8 protein-coding genes are annotated in these 17,879 nt (G+C 67.5%); 6 read left to right on the plus strand and 2 right to left on the minus strand.

Annotation, left to right across the window (positions count from 1 at the left end; all coding sequences use genetic code 11):
• Positions 1-27: 27 nt before the first annotated feature.
• Positions 28-702, minus strand: a complete 675-nt coding sequence (locus tag QRN34_RS14605; protein WP_285405488.1) for a hypothetical protein — start codon at positions 700-702, stop codon at positions 28-30.
• Between the two features lie 397 nt (positions 703-1,099).
• Here QRN34_RS14605 and QRN34_RS14610 point away from each other — a divergent pair, with 397 nt between their 5' ends.
• From QRN34_RS14610 to QRN34_RS14625, 4 genes are all read left to right on the plus strand, one after another.
• Positions 1,100-7,501, plus strand: coding sequence for a beta-1,3-glucanase family protein (locus QRN34_RS14610; RefSeq protein ID WP_285405490.1), 6,402 nt, complete (start codon positions 1,100-1,102; stop codon positions 7,499-7,501).
• Positions 7,502-7,644: 143 nt separating this feature from the next.
• Positions 7,645-10,530 carry an adhesin gene (locus tag QRN34_RS14615; protein WP_285405492.1) on the plus strand — a complete coding sequence of 962 codons (2,886 nt, stop codon included), beginning with the start codon at positions 7,645-7,647 and terminating at the stop codon, positions 10,528-10,530.
• 56 nt (positions 10,531-10,586) lie between these two features.
• Positions 10,587-12,518 carry a S8 family serine peptidase gene (locus QRN34_RS14620; protein WP_285405494.1) on the plus strand — a complete coding sequence of 644 codons (1,932 nt, stop codon included), beginning with the start codon at positions 10,587-10,589 and terminating at the stop codon, positions 12,516-12,518.
• Between the two features lie 115 nt (positions 12,519-12,633).
• Positions 12,634-13,326, plus strand: coding sequence for a response regulator transcription factor (locus tag QRN34_RS14625; RefSeq protein ID WP_036141795.1), 693 nt, complete (start codon positions 12,634-12,636; stop codon positions 13,324-13,326).
• Here the strand turns inward: QRN34_RS14625 and QRN34_RS14630 are convergent.
• On the minus strand, positions 13,305-14,633 hold the full coding sequence (locus QRN34_RS14630) for a HAMP domain-containing sensor histidine kinase (protein ID WP_285405497.1): 1,329 nt from the start codon (positions 14,631-14,633) through the stop codon (positions 13,305-13,307). The genes QRN34_RS14625 and QRN34_RS14630 overlap by 22 nt on opposite strands.
• 88 nt (positions 14,634-14,721) lie before the next feature.
• On the opposite strand from QRN34_RS14630, the gene QRN34_RS14635 reads away from it, so the two are divergent.
• Both QRN34_RS14635 and QRN34_RS14640 read left to right on the plus strand, forming a co-directional pair.
• A complete protein-coding gene (locus tag QRN34_RS14635; protein WP_285405499.1) occupies positions 14,722-16,818 on the plus strand; it encodes a phospholipase C, phosphocholine-specific in 2,097 nt (698 codons plus the stop codon).
• 211 nt (positions 16,819-17,029) lie between these two features.
• Entirely contained in the window at positions 17,030-17,743 is a 714-nt protein-coding gene (locus tag QRN34_RS14640; RefSeq protein WP_345782905.1) for a DUF72 domain-containing protein, read from the plus strand.
• The last annotated feature ends 136 nt before the right edge of the window (positions 17,744-17,879 follow it).

Raw genomic sequence — 17,879 nt, forward strand, 5'->3', positions numbered from 1 at the left:
GGTCAGCGTTACTTTCTGCTCGTACGGTTAGCGACCTGCCGGAGGAGCGCCCTCCAGCGAGGCGCGCAACGCGACGACGTGCTGCGCGATGGCGCGGGCCTCATTACGCTGTGCATCGGTTGGTACGTCGTCGGCGGTTTCCGGCGCTTCGAACTCGACCAGGGCGGCCCCCTGGTCGCCAAGGTCGAGGGCCATCGAGCAGCCGTAACCGAAGGGATAACCGTCGTATCGCTTCCAGCAACCCACCCAGTAAGCGTGCTCGCCCAGGCGATCTTGCAGGCGGCTTCGCACCGCGCCCTGGTACGGGGTGCTCTGGCTGGGATCCGGGCCCGTGCTTTCCTTCCACTGGTCCGAATGCCCGCGGGCCATGGCAAAGATGCCGGGGTAAGAGGTCGGATCGAGCTCCAGCTGCACTCTCAAACGATCAGGGTGGTAGCCCTCCCCGGAGAGCGTCTTGCCGCTTGTTCGATCGATTTCATAGAGGCACGTCGGCCATGTGGGCGGGCTTTCCATCGAGCAGCCGAGGACGCCATCCACCGGCCAGGCCACGATGTGTCCGTTCGGCAACGTCGTGTGCCTGGCATCGACGTTCGTCTGCCGCCATTGCGCCAACGGCACGTCAGCCAGGGGATCCCGTTTGCCGCTGGTGCAGGCGGCGATAAGCGCAACGACGATGACGAGCGAACGATGAGGTGACGGCATGAAGACACTCGGGCGATAACGGTTGGGCAGGCATGGGACCGCGATGAGGCAGGCCGTGTTCGACACATGCCTGGACCACCTTGGGAGTCCGCTTCGCGACAATCTAGCAGACGGTGCTGCCACGGCATGGCGAGCGGGCCCGTGGTCGCCCTGACGGGGACGCTCCGTTCCCGCCGGGCACCTTAGCGTCGTGCGTCGGGATCGGGCCGGCCGGCGGTATGCCCTTGTGTGACGCAGTTCGCGTCTGAAGCATATTCGTCGAAATAAGCGCTACGTGGACCGCTGTGCTGTATTGAGCACCCCGTTTCATTGGTGCCATCATATTTGTCAGACAACACGCGCAAGGTCACGGCCGTCGCCATGATCCGCCTGGGGTCGACCACAGGGGATCCCAGGCATGACGACTCACTCCGTAGCGGCGCGCACGCGTGCGCGGCATCGACGGCTGGCCGCGCTCGTCGCCGCGCTCTGCCTGGCAACGACGGCCAACGCGGCCACGGTCGTGCCCTCCGACCGGCTCGACCTGGACCTCGGCGCGCAGCCGTGGAAATACATCAAGCAATACGCGAACCAGAGTGGCCATGCCCCGGTCCCGGCGGGCGATGCCGGTGCCGTAACCACCTTCGACGATACGGCATGGGAGACGGTGGGTATCCCGCATGCCGCCAACGACTTCACCACGTTCATCAACCAGGAGTCCGGCGGTGGCCAGGGCAGCCTCGATGGTGAGACCAGCTGGTACCGCACCACGTTGAAGGACAGTGCGTCTTACCGCGGCCGCAAGGTCATGGTCGAGTTCGAGGGTGCGCACACGGGCGACCGTGTGTACGTCAACGGGCAGTTCGTCCCGGGCACCGGCGTGCTCAACCAGGCGGGGCAGATCGACGCCAACGCGACGCACGTCGTCGGCTTCGTGCCGCACATCGTCGACCTGACGGGGTTGCTCCGGTACGACGGCACCGACGTCATCGCGGTGAAGGTGAGCCGCGGTGGCGGCGGGTTCTTCCAGGACCCCGGCTTTTCCGGGGCGTTCCGTTTCGGCCAGTCGGAAGCGGGCCTGTTCCGGCCGGTCCGGCTGCATGTCACCAACCTCGTGCATATCCCGGAGAACGTGTACGCAGGGCAGAACACCTGGGGCACGTACGTCGGCACGCAGTCGCTCAGTGCCGACCACAAGACCGCCTTGATACGCGTGCAGACCAACGTGGTCAACGATCGCGACACGCCGGCCACGGTGACGCTCACGACGCAGATCGTGGACGCGAACGGCAATGTGATCGTCAGCGAGCAGCAGGACAAGACGCTGGCCGCGCACGTGGTGCCGGGCGACGCCACGCCGGTGTTCGACGAGACGTTGATGATCGCCAACCCGACGCTGTGGTTCCCGAACAACTCGCCCGACGGACGGCCGTACCTCTACAAGGTGGTGCATACGGTGAGCATCGACGGCGCCGTGGTGGATTCGAAGCAAAGCTCGCTGGGTATCCGCGTCATCACCTGGGACAAGGATTTCCCGTACGTCAACGGCAAGAAGCAATACACCTGGGGCGCGTCGGGCCGCTACGACTATCCGGCGCTGGGATCGTCCGTACCCGAAGAGCAGCAATGGCGTGACCTCCAGCAGTTGGCCGCGGCGGGCGGCAACCTGTGGCGCCCGGGCCATTCGCCATCCAGCCCCGAGTTCGTCGAGGCGGCCGATGCGCTCGGCGTGTTCATCGTGCAGCCCAGTGGCGACGGCGAGAACGGTTTTTCCGATCCCTGCGCGGCCGGCAACACCCGGTGCACGAACATGTGGACGCTGAAACGCGAGCTCCACCGCGACATCGTCATCCGCGACCGCAGCCATCCGTCCATCCTGGCCTGGGAGTCGAACAACGGCAAGATGTACACGCCGTTCGCCCAGGAGCTGCGCACGCTGGCGCGTACGTGGGACGCCATCGCGCCGCGTGCCGCGGCCGACCGCTCGCCCGATGCCAACAACGGCGACATCCTGAGCTGCTCGAAGGCCGGTTGCGAAACCTACCTGCACGCGACCCAGTTCCCGAACAAGCCCGCGTGGGGCGCCGAGTACTGGGGCTATGGCTCCCAGCGCCATGCGTTCGACTACGAGCTGGCCTTTGCGCTGAATTACCTGGTGCCGTATTCGCAGGCCCGCAAGGCCGGTACGTTCGGCATGGCCCAGTGGTACTTCGCCGATACGCCCGGGGAGACGATCGAGTTTTCCGAAGGCACGGAAGACGCCACGCACTTCACCCTCGACGCGAACGGCAGGAAAGCGTTCGTACATAACGTGCGCTCCATCGGCAGCTCGATGGTCGACCAGAACCGCTACCCGCGCCTGCTCTACTACATCTACCAGTCCGTATGGGTGCCGTACGCGATCAGGCCGGTAGTCAAGCTCGCCCATCACTGGAACCGCTCGGGCGATGTGCAGGTCAACGCGTTTTCCAACTGCCCGGCCGTGCGGCTGCTGGTCAACGGCGTGCCGCAGGGCGCGGACCAGAAGCCCAACGCCTGGGACAGCATCGACGAGCAGAGCTACAACGTCGAGAACACCGGCACCGATCCGCAGACCGGCCACATTATCGGCACGGCGCAGGCACAGGGCACCACCAAGCTTCCCGGGCAGGTGCACTGGAACATCCCGTGGCAGTCCGGCACGGCCACCGCGCAGTGCATCGATGCGCTGGGCAACACGGTGGCCGATGCCCAGGGCGCGCCGGTGGAAGACAGCCTTACGACCGCCGGCAAGGCGGACCACATCGCGCTGCGCGTCGTGCCGGAGCTGGTACGCCCCGACGGCACCGCGTTCGCCATCACGGCCAACGGTTCGGATGCGGCCTTCATCGAGGCGCGTGTGGTCGACAAGGATGGGGTGGTGGTGCCGGAGGGTGCCGACGTCAATGTCACGTTCGACGTCACCAGCGGGGCGTCGCTGGTGTCCTACCAGGGCGGCACGCAGCAGCTGGTGGACTGGGCCGGCGGCCACACCACCAACGCCGACGGCAGCCAGGAGCCGGTGCACGGCTACCACGCGCCCGGCGATCACGAGCTGAAGTTCGAGGGTGGCTTGCAGAAAATCGCGTTGCGCACGCGGTTCGCTACCGGCACCGTCACGGTCACCGCGAGCGCGGCAGGCCTGGCGGCGGGTTCCGCCTCGTTCGACATCGTCGGCGTGCCGCAGCCGTCGTCGGGCGCCTCCGGACCGCCGTCGATCATCGCCAACCCCGTCGAGGACCAGGTGACCGCGGGCTTTGCCGGGCATTTCTCGGTAACCGCCACCGGCGCGCCGCCGCTGACCTTCACATGGAAGAAGAACGGACAGGTGATGCCGTCCGCGAACGCGGCGATACTGGACACGCCGGCCACCACGCAGGCCGATGACGCCACGACGTACACCGTCGTCGTCCACAACGCGCAAGGGGATAGCGAGTCCACGCCGGCCGCCCTGCGCGTGTTCCCGGCACGGCAGGTAAGCATCACCCAGCAGCCGGCGGCCCAGTCGGTGGACGTGGGCCAGCAGGCGCACTTCAGTGTGGCGGCAGTGGGCTCGCCGAAGGTCACCTACCAGTGGATGAAGGGCAGCGCCGCCATCCCGGGGGCCACGGCGTCCACCTACGACACCCCGGTGCTCACCGCGGCCGACGGCAACGTGGATTACGCCGTGGTGGTGACCAATCCGCTGGGCAGCGTGCCGAGCGCTCCGGCGACGTTGACCGTCAACGCGGCGCGTCCGCCGGTGATCACGGCGCAGCCGGGCAACGTGCGCGCCAATCCGGGTCAGCCTGCCCAATTCACCGTGGCCGTGGCGGGCACGGCGCCATTCCATTACACCTGGCTGCACGACGGATCGCCGGTGGGTGACGATGCCGCCACGCTTACCCTCGCCGCCGTGGGCCAGGCCGACGTGGGTCGCTACACCGTCGTCGTCAGCAACATCATGGGCGACGCCGCGGCGGTGACCAGCCAGGCGGCGGTACTGACACTGGCGCCGCCGGGTGCCAACCTCGCCCGCGAGAAGGTCACCTATGCCAGCGGCGTGGAGAATGCCCAGGGCACGCCGAGCGTCGGCGCCGTCGACGGTAACGAGACCAGCCGCTGGGCGTCGGAGCAGGGCAACGACGCGGCCTGGCTCACGGTGGACCTCGGGGCCGTGCGCTCCTTCAACCGCGTGGTCCTCAAGTGGGAAGCGGCCCACGCGTCGCAGTATCGCGTGCAGTACTCCAACGACAGGGACACCGGCTTCAAGGACGCCCTGGTCGTCGATACCAGCCTCGGCGGCACGGAGGACAACACCTTCGCCCGCGTGTCGGCGCGCTACGTGCGCATGCAGGGCGTCAAGCGATCCAGCGCCTACGGCTACTCGCTCTACGAGTTCGAGGTGTACGACTCGCCGACGTGCTGCAGCGTCGACAACAACGACCGGTATACGCTGCAGGACACCAACCATGTGCTCGACCGCCTGAGCGGGCTGGTGTGGGAGCGTGCCCAGCGTGGCTTTGCCGACCAGGGCGCGCAGTACAAGCAGTCCAACGCGATGGCCGACTGCAAGGCGGCCGGCGCGCGGTTGCCGACGCTCGACGAGGCCCTGGCCGTCGCCGGCCCGAACCTGTCCAGCGGTGCTTTCCCCACCGCGTGGACCATCTGGACCTCGACCAACGATCGCACCGACCCGACCTTCGCCTGGCAGGTGGCGTCGGACGGCACGCCGAACCGTCTGGTGGCCGAGAACAATCCCTCCCACGCGCTTTGCGTGACGGGTGCGACCGTCTCGGCACCGGTCGTGACGGCCGCGCCTGTGGCCCAGAAGGCCGGGGTGGGCCGTTCGGCGCATTTCGCCGTCACTGCCACAGGTGTGGGTCCGCTGTCCTACCAGTGGTACCGCCGCACCACGGCGGGCGATGGCACGCCCACGGACGACTTCGTGGCGTCCACCGCCGATGGCACGTATGCGACGCCCGCCCTGTCGCTGGCCGACAACGGCGTGGCCTACAAGGTGCGAGTGATCAGCGCGCAGGGGCTGGCCACCGAGACGACGCTGGCCTTGCTCACCGTCGCAGGCTCCACGGACGGGTTCGATCCGCCTGCATGGCAGAACGGCGGCACCACCGGCGGCACCACGCCCCAGCCGCCCACGACGCCCGACAATCCGGACGGACCGGGCACGCCGGGCGACGGGCAGGGCGGCGTCAACCTGGCGGTAGGCGCAAAGGTCACCGCCAGCGGCAACGAGAACGATGGCTACCTCGCCCCCGCAGGCGCGGTGGATGGCGACTTCACCACGCGGTGGGGCTCGAGTTTCACGGACCCGGCGTGGATTCGTCTCGACCTGGGCGCGGCCAAACGCTTCGATCACGTGATCCTGCGCTGGGAGCGTGCCCACTCGACGTCGTACGAGGTGCAGGTGTCGAACGACGACCAGACATGGACGTCGACCACCGCCGCGCCGGTCACGGGCAAGGGTGGCGTGGAGCGGGTGAACTTCAGCGCGGTCACGGCGCGTTACGTGCGGGTCTACAGTACGGCGCGCAGCACGGACTACGGCATCTCGCTGTGGGAGTTCGAAGTCTATGCGGCGTCGCCGCCGGTCGTCGTCCAGCCGCAGCCACCGGTCACGACGCCGGCCGACGATCCGTCGCAAGGCTTCAATTACGACGTGTACCCCGGCTTCATCGGCACGCAGCTGCGCAACACGACCCACGGGCGATGGACCGACGACAAGGTGTTCGTGGCCATCATCGGCCGCGACCCGAAGACGCAGGTGTTCTCATGGGTCACGCCCGATGGCACGGTGGTGCCGGTACGGGTTGAAGACAACGATGGCGCGGGTCACCTGAGCAAGAACGGCCAGAACTATCCCGATTACTTCTTCACGCTGGCACAGACGAAGCTGCTGAAGCTCCCCAGGCTCGATTCGGCACGGATCTTCGTGTCGGTCGGTGAGCCGATGTACATCAAGATCGTCAAGGCGGCGGACGGCTCCCTCGGATTTGCCGGGCCCAATCCACTCAACGCGACCGATCCGAACCTCGGGGTGTATTACGACTGGTACGAACTGACCTGGAACGACGACGCCATCTTCATCAACACGACGCAGGTGGACCAGTTCTCGCTTCCGCTGTCGCTCGATGTCTACGGTGGCAAGAAGACCCGCCACGTCGCTTCGGGTATCACCCAGACCCGCGCGCAGATCTTCGCCGCGTACAACCAGGAAGTGCCCGCCGAGTTCCAGCTGACCGAGGCCGATCCGATCCGCCTGCTGGCGCCCGGCAAGGCCGCGTTCGACGTGGGCAAGCCGCAGCAGCACTACTTCGACGGCTACATCGACGAGACGTGGGCGTACTACGAAAACCACGTCCTCACGATGAGCATCGGCGCGAAGCAGTTCGAGGGATCGGTGGTCGACGGCGTGCTCAGCTTCCGTCATACCAACTGGGCGCAGACGCACGAGCCTGACGAAGCGGAGGGCAGGGTGTTCAGCGTCGGCAAGCCGACCACGCAGGATGTGCTGGAAGGCAAGGGTGCGCTGGCGCACTCGACCGACCCGTGGGGTGTCGAGGGCCAACTGGAAGCGCAGATCTGCGCGGCCTTCAATCGGCACGTGATGGAAGACACCTCGCGCTGGAAGGATGCTTCATCGTTCTACCAGGCGTCGCCGGCCAACTACTACTCGCGGTTCTGGCACGTGCACGCGATCGATGGCAAGGCTTATGGTTTCGCTTACGACGATGTGTCGGACCAGAGCTCCACGCTGATCGAGACGGATCCGGAGCACCTGGAGCTGGGGATCGGCTGGTAACGGCTTGCAACGGCCTGGTCATGGGCATGCATCGCGTGCCCATGACCTTCCGTGAGGTTCCGAGAGCTTCCGTGCGTGACATTCCTATGTCGGTTCTGTGAACGTTGGCCCTTCTTCAAGGGCGAACTTCGCGGGGGCGAGAAATGACAGGTACTGGTAACGATACTGGCCGCAACGCGGCCGGTCAGGGCAACCACACCCGTGCATCGGGCAACACGCTGCGTATGAGCGTGATGGCGTTGTCCCTGGCACTGGCGATGGGGCAGCATGCCGTCGCGAATGCACAGACGGCTTGCACGGCCAACACATCGGGATCGGGCAATGCCGATGCCACGATCTGCGGGCAGGGTTCCACGGCCACGGGGGAGCAAGCGACCGCTTACGGCAACAGCTCGCTCGCCAGTGGCGACCGCGCCACGGCCATCGGCGGCAGCGCAATCTCGAACGGTCAGGATGCCACGGCGCTGGGCGGCAACGCGCTGGCCCGCGGGCAGGGCGCACTGGCGCTGGGGGCGTCGTCGGTCGCAGGCGTCATGAATGCCGTGGCCGTCGGCGTGGGAGCGCAGGTCACCGCGGTCAACGCCGTGGCGATCGGCGCATCGTCGGTCGCCTCGCGGGAGAACACCGTATCGGTGGGTGATGTCGGCGCGGAGCGCCAGCTCGTCAACGTCGCCGCCGGTACGGAAACGACCGATGCAGTGAACGTCGGCCAGCTCCAGCAGGCCACGCATGTCGCCGGCACGTATCTCAGTGTGGGTGCGTCCGCCGACGATACCTCGCAAGCCGTTACCGATGGCGACGGCGCGGTGGCGCTGGGTCGCTCGGCGTTCGCATCCGGTAGCGAATCGTCCGCGCTCGGCTCCTCGTCGCTGGCCCTGGGCAACGGGGCGGTCGCCGTGGGCGCGCAGGCATCCTCGATCGGCCAGCTCGCCTTCGCCGGCGGTTATGGCGCCTCGGCGTCGAACGCGAATGCGGTGGCGGTGGGCGGTAACGCCAGCGCGTCAGGGATGGCCTCGGTGGCGTTGGGCGGCCGTAACGAGACGGCCGATGGCGCTCCCGTCTTCGGCACGGCCACCACCACGCAGGCCAACGGACTCGCATCGACCGCGTTGGGCGCAGGCGCGCGGGCCAACGGCATCTTCAACACGGCGGTCGGCTCCGGTTCGTATGCGAACGACCGCTCCGCGGTGGCCGTCGGCGGTGTGGTCGACGTGCTGGTGGACCAGCTGGGCGAAGACTTCGCGGGCGTCCAGCTGCAGAATACGCAGGCCACCGCGCGGCTCTCCAGCGCATTCGGCGGCGGTGCGCAGGCCACCGAATACGGCTCGACCGCCATCGGCGCCATGTCGGCGGCCTCGGGCGTCCGCTCGATCGCCATGGGCTACTACACCACTGCCACGGGCTACGACTCGTTCGCCGCCGGCGACCGGACCGAGGCCAACGCGGACTGGGCGACCGCGCTGGGTTCGGGTAACAGGGTCCATGGCCAGGGCTCGACCGCGGTGGGCTCCTTCAACACGGTGTATGGAACAAACGCGACGGCCGTCGGCAACGGTAGCTACGCGACCGGTAACTATGCTGCCGCGCTGGGCAACGCCGCCTGGGCGCAGGCGGACTACAGCGTGGCCATCGGCTCCAACGTGATGGTGTGGCGCCAGAACATTCCCGAAGGCGACGAGGCACCCGTGGTGTTCTCCCGCGATGTCGCCATCGGAACCGATAGCGAGATCAACGGCAGCCGTTCCGTCGCCATCGGGTCGGGAGCGAAGGTCGGCGACAGCAGCCTGCCGGTCGGCACGGCAGGCATCGTCGACGACGCCGTCGCACTGGGATCCAATGCGATCGCGAACCGCAACAACACGATTTCGATCGGCAGCACGGGCCACGAGCGCCAGATCGTGAACGTTGCCGCCGGCACGCAGGATACGGACGCGGTGAACGTGGCGCAGCTACGCACCGTGGTGGGAAACCAGCAGGCGACCAGCGGTGGGCAGCTCACCCAGTCGCTGAACTCGGTGGCGGGCATGGTCGGCGGCGGTGCCGTCCTCGACTCCGCGGGGCAGCTGGGCGGGTTCCACGTCTCGGTGCTGGGGCAGGACTTCACGACGATCGCCGGCGCCATCGGCGCGCTGGATACGGCCTTGGGCTCGATGGGCTCCGGCCCGGCAGGCGCGGCTTCGGGCGTGGCGATGGGCAACGGTGCCTCCGTGGCGGCATCGACCGGCGTTGCGGTGGGCAATACGGCCAGCGCCGGTGGTGACAAGGCGACGGCGATCGGCGGCGGGTCGAAGGCCGTCGGTCCGTCGGATACGGCGATCGGCGGCGGTGCCATCGTCGGTGCGGACCAGAGCACTGCGGTCGGCGCCAACGCGACCGTCGCGGCCGCGGCAACCCGCTCGGTCGCCGTCGGCGAAAGCAGTTCGGTGCAGAGCCCCTCGGGCACGGCGCTGGGGCAGGGCGCGCAAGTCACCGCGGCCAATGCCGTGGCACTCGGCGCAGGATCGGTGGCCGACCAGGCCGACACGGTGTCGGTGGGCAGTGCCGGGGCGACGCGGCGGGTGACCAACGTGGCTGCGGGCCAGGGCAGCACCGATGCGGTGAACCGCGGCCAGCTCGACACGGCCACCAGCCAGGCGATCCAGGCGGCGCAGACCTATGCGGATCGCGGCGACGCGCAAACGCTGGGTTCGGCCAAGGCCTATACCGACACGCGTGCCGCGGACATGGTGAGCCGCAGCGATTTCAACGGCTTCGCCAACAGCGTGCAGCAACGCCTGGGCACGTTGGACACGCGCGTTTCCCGGGTCGGTGCGATGGGTGCGGCGATGAGCGGCATGGCCGGCGCGATTGCCGCGGCGGCGGGAACCGAAAACCGCGTCAGTGCGGCGGCGGGTGGCTACCACGGCCAGAGCGCGCTGGCCGTGGGTTACGCGCACCAGCTGCCCGGCAGCGGCGCGATCCTGGTGGGCGGTTCGCTCGCGGGCGGTGGTGAAAGCAGCGGCACCGTGGGCGTCAGCTTCGGCTGGTAACGGGCATCGGGGGAAACGACATGAATCATCCAAAGAACGGCAAACGGGGAAATCACGTGAAAACATCGGTATCCATGGGGTGGATCTGCGGCGTCGCGCTGTCCTTGGTCGCAGCGAACGTGTCCGCGCAGGCGGTCGATACCACGCTGAAAGTGGCCAGCCTTCCGCTGGCCGCGAGCGACCGGATCGACGGCTTCATCGTCCGTTTCAAGCCGGGCACGCCCGTGCAGGGGGCGACGGCCGTACGCACGTTCACCGCCGCGCGATCGGCGATGAATGCCAAGGCGAGTTCGGTCATGACCAGCGCCATGCGCTCGGCCGATTTCCGTTATGCCCGCACCACCGCCTCGGGCGGCACGGTGGTACGCACCGGCAAGGCGCTCGACGGCAAGAGCGCGCTGGAACTCATGAAGCAGGTGGCCGCCGATCCCACGGTCCTGTCCATCGAGCCGGACGTGCGCATGCACGTCTTCCGCGACCTGCGTCCCGCCGACGCGACCACCGGCACGCCCAACGATCCCAGCTTTTCCTACCAGTGGCACTTCCGCGCCGGCGACGGCACGATGGAGACGATCGGCAAGGACACCCAGGCATTCGCCAACTACGGCGGTTCGAACGCGGTCAAGGCGTGGTCGCTCGCGCAGGGCGACGGCGTCGTGGTGGCCGTCATCGACACGGGCGCGACGCAGCATCCGGATCTGGATACCAGCCTGACCGACGACAGCTACGACTTCATCTCCGAGGCGTTCGTCTCCGGCCGGTCGGCCGACGGCCGCGCCAAGGGGGCGTGGGACCTGGGCGACTGGACGACGGGCTCGACGTACCTGGCCAGCAACGGTGGTTGCGTCGACAACGTGAACGTGATGCCCGAAGACAGCACCTGGCATGGCACGCACGTGATGGGCAACGTGGCGGAGCTGACCGATAACGGCGTGGGCATGGCCGGCGTGGCCTATAAGGCACGTGTCCTGCCGCTGCGCGCACTCGGCCATTGCGGTGGCAGCACCTCGGATATCGCCGATGCGATCGTCTGGGCGGCGGGTGGCCACGTGGACGGGCTGGATGACAATACGCACCCTGCGCAGGTCATCAGCATGAGCCTGGGCGGCGGCGGTGTGTGCAACACGACGACCGACATGGGCAAGGCGGTCGCCGATGCGATCAGCCGCGGCGTCACCGTCGTGGTGGCGGCAGGCAACAGTTCGCAGGATGCATCGACCACCAGCCCCGCCAACTGCCCCGGGGTCATCACCGTGGCGTCCAACGGCATCACCGGCAAGCCCGCGTTCTACTCGAACTACGGATCGGTCGTGACCTTGTCGGCCCCGGGTGGCGGTGGCTATGCGAACGATGCATCGTCGGGCACGCTGGTCGCCGCGGGTTTTGCGTGGTCGGCGATCAATGCGGGTAAAACCGTGCCGACGACGCCGACCTACGGCAGCATGGCGGGCACCTCCCAGGCCACGCCGGAAGTGTCCGGTGCGGTTGCCCTGATGATCAGCGCCCGCGCCAAGGCCGGGTTGACCGCACTGAGCCCCGGGCAGGTGAAGACGTATCTGGCCCGCACCGCGCGTTCCTTCCCGCAGCAGCCCACGCTCGCCTACGGTGCAGGCATCCTCGACACCTATGCGGCCGTCAGTCGCGCCATGGTGCAGAGCGACCCGGCGGCGGATGCGTTGCCGCTGTCCAACGGGGTCACGACGAAGTTCCAGGCCGACGGCACCGTCTCTGAAGTGTTGTTCAAGCTGGTCGTGCCGTCCAAGGCACGCGCCCTGACCCTGCGCACCCTGGGCGGCAGCGGCGACGTGACGCTGCTGGTCAGCAAGGATACGGCGCCGGCGGTGGGCTCGGCCCAGTACACCTCGGCACACGTGGGCAACAACGAATCGGTCACGTTGACCAACGCCGCCGCCGGCACGTACTACCTGCTGGTCTCGGGCATGGCGGCCGGCACGTCGTTCTCGGCCATGGGGCTTTACACGCTGTAATCAGCCCCGCGGCCTGTTACCGCGCCTCAGGCCACCGTCACCCATTCGGGTGGCGGTGGCTTTCTACCCCTCGTGCGGGTAGCTTAAAGGCACATATTCGGTAACTTGGGGTTCGATGGTGCTGGCACGGGTTGCATTGATCGAGGACGACGAGGAATTACGCGAGAAATTGCTCGGTCCCGGCCTGGAATGCTACGGGTTCGCCACGAGCACGTTTCCCGATGCCACCGAGTTCTACGAGCAATGGACAGCCGACGCCTTCGACCTGCTGGTGGTGGACGTCAACCTGCCCAGCGGTAGCGGATTACGGGTAATCCAGCACCTGCGGGCGAGCGGATCGCAGATCGGCATGGTGGCGCTCAGTGCGCTCCCCATCGAGTCCGCCGGCCTGTCGGCCTTCCAGCTGGGGGGCGACCTCTACCTCATGAAGCCGGTGACCGTGGGATTGCTGGCCTCGGCGCTGCACGCCGTGCTGAGGCGCACGTGGTCCGCGACGTCCGCCGGTGGCGGCACCGTGGTCAGCGACGCATCCGATCGGGAGGGCTGGTACCTCCATGGCCCCGATGGCGAGTTGATCGCCCTGACCGAGGCCGAGCGCACCATCATCCAGCGGCTGCGCCGGGAGCAGGGGCGGCCGGTGGAACGCGAGGCGCTGATCGAATCCCTTACCGGCAATACCGCCGACTTCGACCCGCACCGCCTGGACGTACTCATCCATCGCCTGCGTCGCAAGGTGGTCCGCACCACCGAACCGAAGCTGGAAATCGTCACCATCCGCGGCAGCGGTTACGGGCTGCTGGAGTCGTAGGCGACCCCGGCGCGACGCATGCGCAATTCGAAGCGCGCACCCGCGTCCGGCGAGGGCGCCAGGACCAGCTGGCCACCCAGCGATTCCGCCATCTGGCGTGCACTGAACAAACCGAGCCCCGTGCCGCGCTCCGGGCCTTTCGTCGTCCAGAACGGTTCGAAGGCCGTGTGCCGCTGGGATTCCGGGATGCCCTTGCCGTTGTCGGTGAAGATCAGCACGGACTGGCCGTCGTCGGCGCGGCAGGCCAGGTCGACGACCCCGCGACCGTCGATCGCGTCGCGCGCGTTGGTGGCCAGGTTCAGCAGGATCAGGGCCAGGCACGGCTCGTCGAACGCCACCCGGTGATCGCCGGGCCCGATATCGACGCGCAGTTCGATGGCCTGACCCAGGGTCATGGCGAGCAGGGGCACGATCCCCGGTAGCACCGTGGCCAGGTCGATGGGCGTGGCCTGGCGCGGCGCGGCACGTGCCAGCGAGGTGATGCGCCGGTTGAGGTCCACGGCGCGATCCGCGGCGGCCTCGATACCGTTCAACGAATCGGCCAGCACGCCCTCCGTATGGCGTACGTGGCTCCATGCCTTTTCGACGTAGGCGACGATGACGTTGAGCAGGTTGCCCAGGTCGTGCGACACCGCCGTCGCCAGGGATGCGGCGGCCTCGGACTGGGCGGTCCGGCTCACCTGGCGCTGCAGGCTGATGGTGATTTCCGCCTGTTCGCCGAGGCGCACGAAAAGCTGTTCCGCCTTGCGCCGCTGCTGATCGGAAAAATCCAGGGCGTTGCTCAGCACCACGACCGTGCGGTCGACCAGCACCGCGACGAGGGCGATCTGGAAGACCTGGCGAAGGAACGCGACGATGAAGGCGGGATCGATGTCCAGCGGCGCTTCCGCGCCGGCCAGTTCGACGACGGCGGAGAGGAGCACCACCACCTCGGTGGCGGCCATGAAGATCCACAGTGCCCTGCGTCCCGCCACATAGGCGGCGATGATCATGATGACCAGGGGCAACAGCGCCGAGGGCAGGCTGACGACCGGGGTGAGCGCGTAATACCAGGCAAGGTATACGAGCAGCGACGCCGACAACGTCCAGCCGGCCATGCGGACGCTGCGAAAAGTGAGGCCAAAGGCCGCGAACGCCGCAAAACCGGTGAACAGGTCCTTGGCAAACCGCAGGAAGGTGAGGTCCGCGTGGGTTTGCAGGTTGACGACGAAGGCATACGAACCCACGCCGATCACGGCGACGCCGACCAGCAGTCCCAGCACGCGCACCAGGACGCGCCGATGCGCGTCCAGTCCTTGCACCACCATGTTGCCCCCGTGAGGATGAGAAAACTGTAACAACCCGCCGCGACAATACCCGACGCAAGGGCTCCCTTCCCAGCGCACGGGTATACGCATGACTGATCGCCGGCATTTCCTCAAGCTCTCCCTCGGTGCCGCAAGCGCCGCCCTGGCGGCGACGGCACTTCCGATGTCGATCCAGAAAGCCCTGGCCGTGCCCGCCGCACGGCGTACCGGCACACTGAAGGACATCGAGCACGTGGTGATCCTCATGCAGGAAAACCGTTCGTTCGACCATTATTTCGGCAGCCTGCGCGGTGTGCGCGGCTTCGGCGACCCGCGAACGACGACGCTGGCTTCCGGCCGCACCGTCTGGCACCAGCCGCTCACTGCCGGCAGCGACGACTACGTGCTGCCGTTCCGCCCGCAGGCGGACAACCTGGGCCTGCAGTTCATCGAAGACCTGCCGCACGGCTGGAACGACACGCACGCCGCTTTCAACGCAGGCAGGTACGACCAGTGGGTGCCCTCGAAAGGCACCACCACCATGGCCTACCTCACCCGGGAAGACATTCCGTTCCACTACGCCCTGGCGGATGCCTTCACCCTCTGCGACGCCTATCACTGCTCGCTCCTGTCCTCCACCGACCCCAATCGCTATTACATGTGGACCGGGTACGTCGGCAACGACGGGCAGGGCGGTGGCCCCGTCCTGGCCAACGACGAGAAGGGCTACGGCTGGACCACCTACCCGGAACGCCTCGAGGCGGCAGGGGTTTCCTGGAAAATCTACCAGGACATCGGCACCGGGCTGGACGCGGCAGGCAAGTGGGGCTGGGGCAAGAATCCGTACATCGGCAACTACGGCGACAACTCGCTGCTGTATTTCAACCGGTTCCGTGACGCGGAGCCGGGCAACCCGCTCTACGACAAGGCCCGTACCGGGACACAGACCACCACCGGCCAGTCGCTGTTCGACATCCTGCACAAGGACGTCATGGCCGACACGCTGCCGCAGGTGTCCTGGATCGCCGCGCCGGAAGCCTATACCGAGCACCCGAGCTGGCCGGCCAACTACGGCGCCTGGTACATCGACGGCGTGCTGGACGCCTTGACGTCCAATCCCGAGGTGTGGAGCAAGACGGCGCTGTTCATCACCTACGACGAGAACGACGGCTTCTTCGACCATGTGGTGCCCGCCTATCCGCCGACCTCGCGCGACCGTGGCCTGTCCACCGTGAATGCGGACAACGAGGTGTATCCCGGGGGCAAGGGTTTCGATCCCGGCGTGTACGGCCTCGGCGTGCGCGTGCCGATGCTGGTCATTTCGCCGTGGAGCAAGGGCGGCTGGGTGTGTTCCGAGACCTACGACCACACGTCGATCCTGCGTTTCCTCGAGCAGCGGTTCGGCGTGGCCGAGCCCAACATCTCGGCGTGGCGGCGTGCGGTCTGCGGCGACCTGACGCGTGCCTTCGACTTCGATGGCCACGATGGCCGCGTGCCGTCGCTGCCCCCGACCAAGGCCTACGAGCCCGATCAGGCCACCCATGCCGACTACCATCCGGTACCGCCCGGCGAGCAGCGGCTGCCGCGGCAGGAACGCGGCCAGCGCCCGGCGCGTGCGCTGGCCTACGACCTGGAGGTGACCGGGCGCGTCGATCGCGAACAGGGTCGTTATCTCCTTGACTTCGGCAACCGCGGCGCGATGGGCGCGTGCTTCCACGTCACCTCGTCGCTGCGCAAGGACGGGCCGTGGACCTACACCGTGGAAGCCGGAAAGAAGCTGTCGGATCACTGGACCAGCGCATACAGCGGCGATGCCTATGACCTCGTCGTGCACGGCCCCAACGGCTTCCTCCGCCAGTTCAGCGGCAAGCAGCCCGACAAGGGCAGCGACCACCCCGGCATCGCGCTGCCCGAGGTCACGCTGGTCCGCGGGCGGCGCGCTGGCGAGCTGCACCTGGTCGTCAGCAACGACGGCGGCCGCCCCTGCGCGGTCACCATCGCCCCCAACGACTATCTGGACGAAGTGCCCCGACGGTACTGGTTGCTGCCGGGCCAGCGCGTGGAGAGCCACTGGGACATCGGCGGCTGCGACCACTGGTACGACCTGACCGCCACCAGCGACGTCGACCCGCTGTTCCTGCGGCGGTTCGCCGGGCATCGGGAGGATGGGCGCCCGTCCGTGTCGGACCCTGCGCTGGGGCGTTGACGTCCGGTCAGTCCAGGGGACTGCCGTCGGCGGCGACTTCACGTTCCAGTGGCTTGTCCAGTGATGTCATTCGGGCGATGCCGGTCAGGCGACCGGACGCCCACGTCGCAGGCAGGCCGTGAAACGAAAGGATAAGCACGACGACACGACCCGGGACACCGACGCGCCGGCATGGCGGGAGCATCATGACGACCGGGAAGCCGCCGTGCGCGTGGGATGCGCCGGCTGGTCGCTTTCCTCGAAAGTCGCGTCGGCGTTTCCCGGGGAAGGCAGCCACCTCGAGCGTTACGCGAAGGTGTTTCCCTGCGTCGAGATCAACTCGTCGTTCTATCGCCCGCACCAGGAAAAAACCTACCGCCGCTGGGCCCAGAGCGTGCCTGAGGCCTTCCGCTTCAGCGTAAAAATGCCCCGCGCGATCACGCACGAGCGGCGTTTGCAGGCGGTCGAAGAGCCGCTCGACGCTTTTCTCCAGCAGGCCGGCGGGCTGGGAAACCACCTCGGCTGCCTCCTCGTCCAGCTTCCGCCCAGTCTTGCACTGGACGTGAAAACAGCCACGGGCTTCTTCGCCGCCCTGCGTCGAGCGACACGCGTGCCGGTGGCGTGCGAACCGCGCCATGCGTCATGGTTCACCGATCGGGGCGCCGCCGTCTTCGACAAGGCGGGCGTCTCTTGTGTATGGGCCCACCCGTCGCCGGTGGCGGATGTCGAACCCCCCGACGACGGGCGCCTGTTGTATCTACGACTGCACGGTACGCCGCAGGTTTATTACTCCGCCTACGACGAGCCCTTCATCCGGAGCATCGCTCAGCGGATGGAGCAGGCCCGTCACAGTGGTAAGGACGTCTGGTGCATTTTCGACAACACCGCGCGAGGCGAGGCGGTCCCCAACGCGCTCTCGCTGTTGGGCATGCCTGGCCTCACATAACATCTTTGGTGCGTGACCACGGCCCGTACTGAAACCGGAGCCGCTGTCTCTCATAGGGTGCGGGGAGGAGGCGCCGGGTGATCACCCTCTGCGCTCGAGCAGCGGCCGCAAGCGGCCGAACTCGCTCAGAGGATGA

This window comes from Luteibacter sp. ME-Dv--P-043b, assembly GCF_030209605.1.
Lineage (GTDB): Bacteria > Pseudomonadota > Gammaproteobacteria > Xanthomonadales > Rhodanobacteraceae > Luteibacter.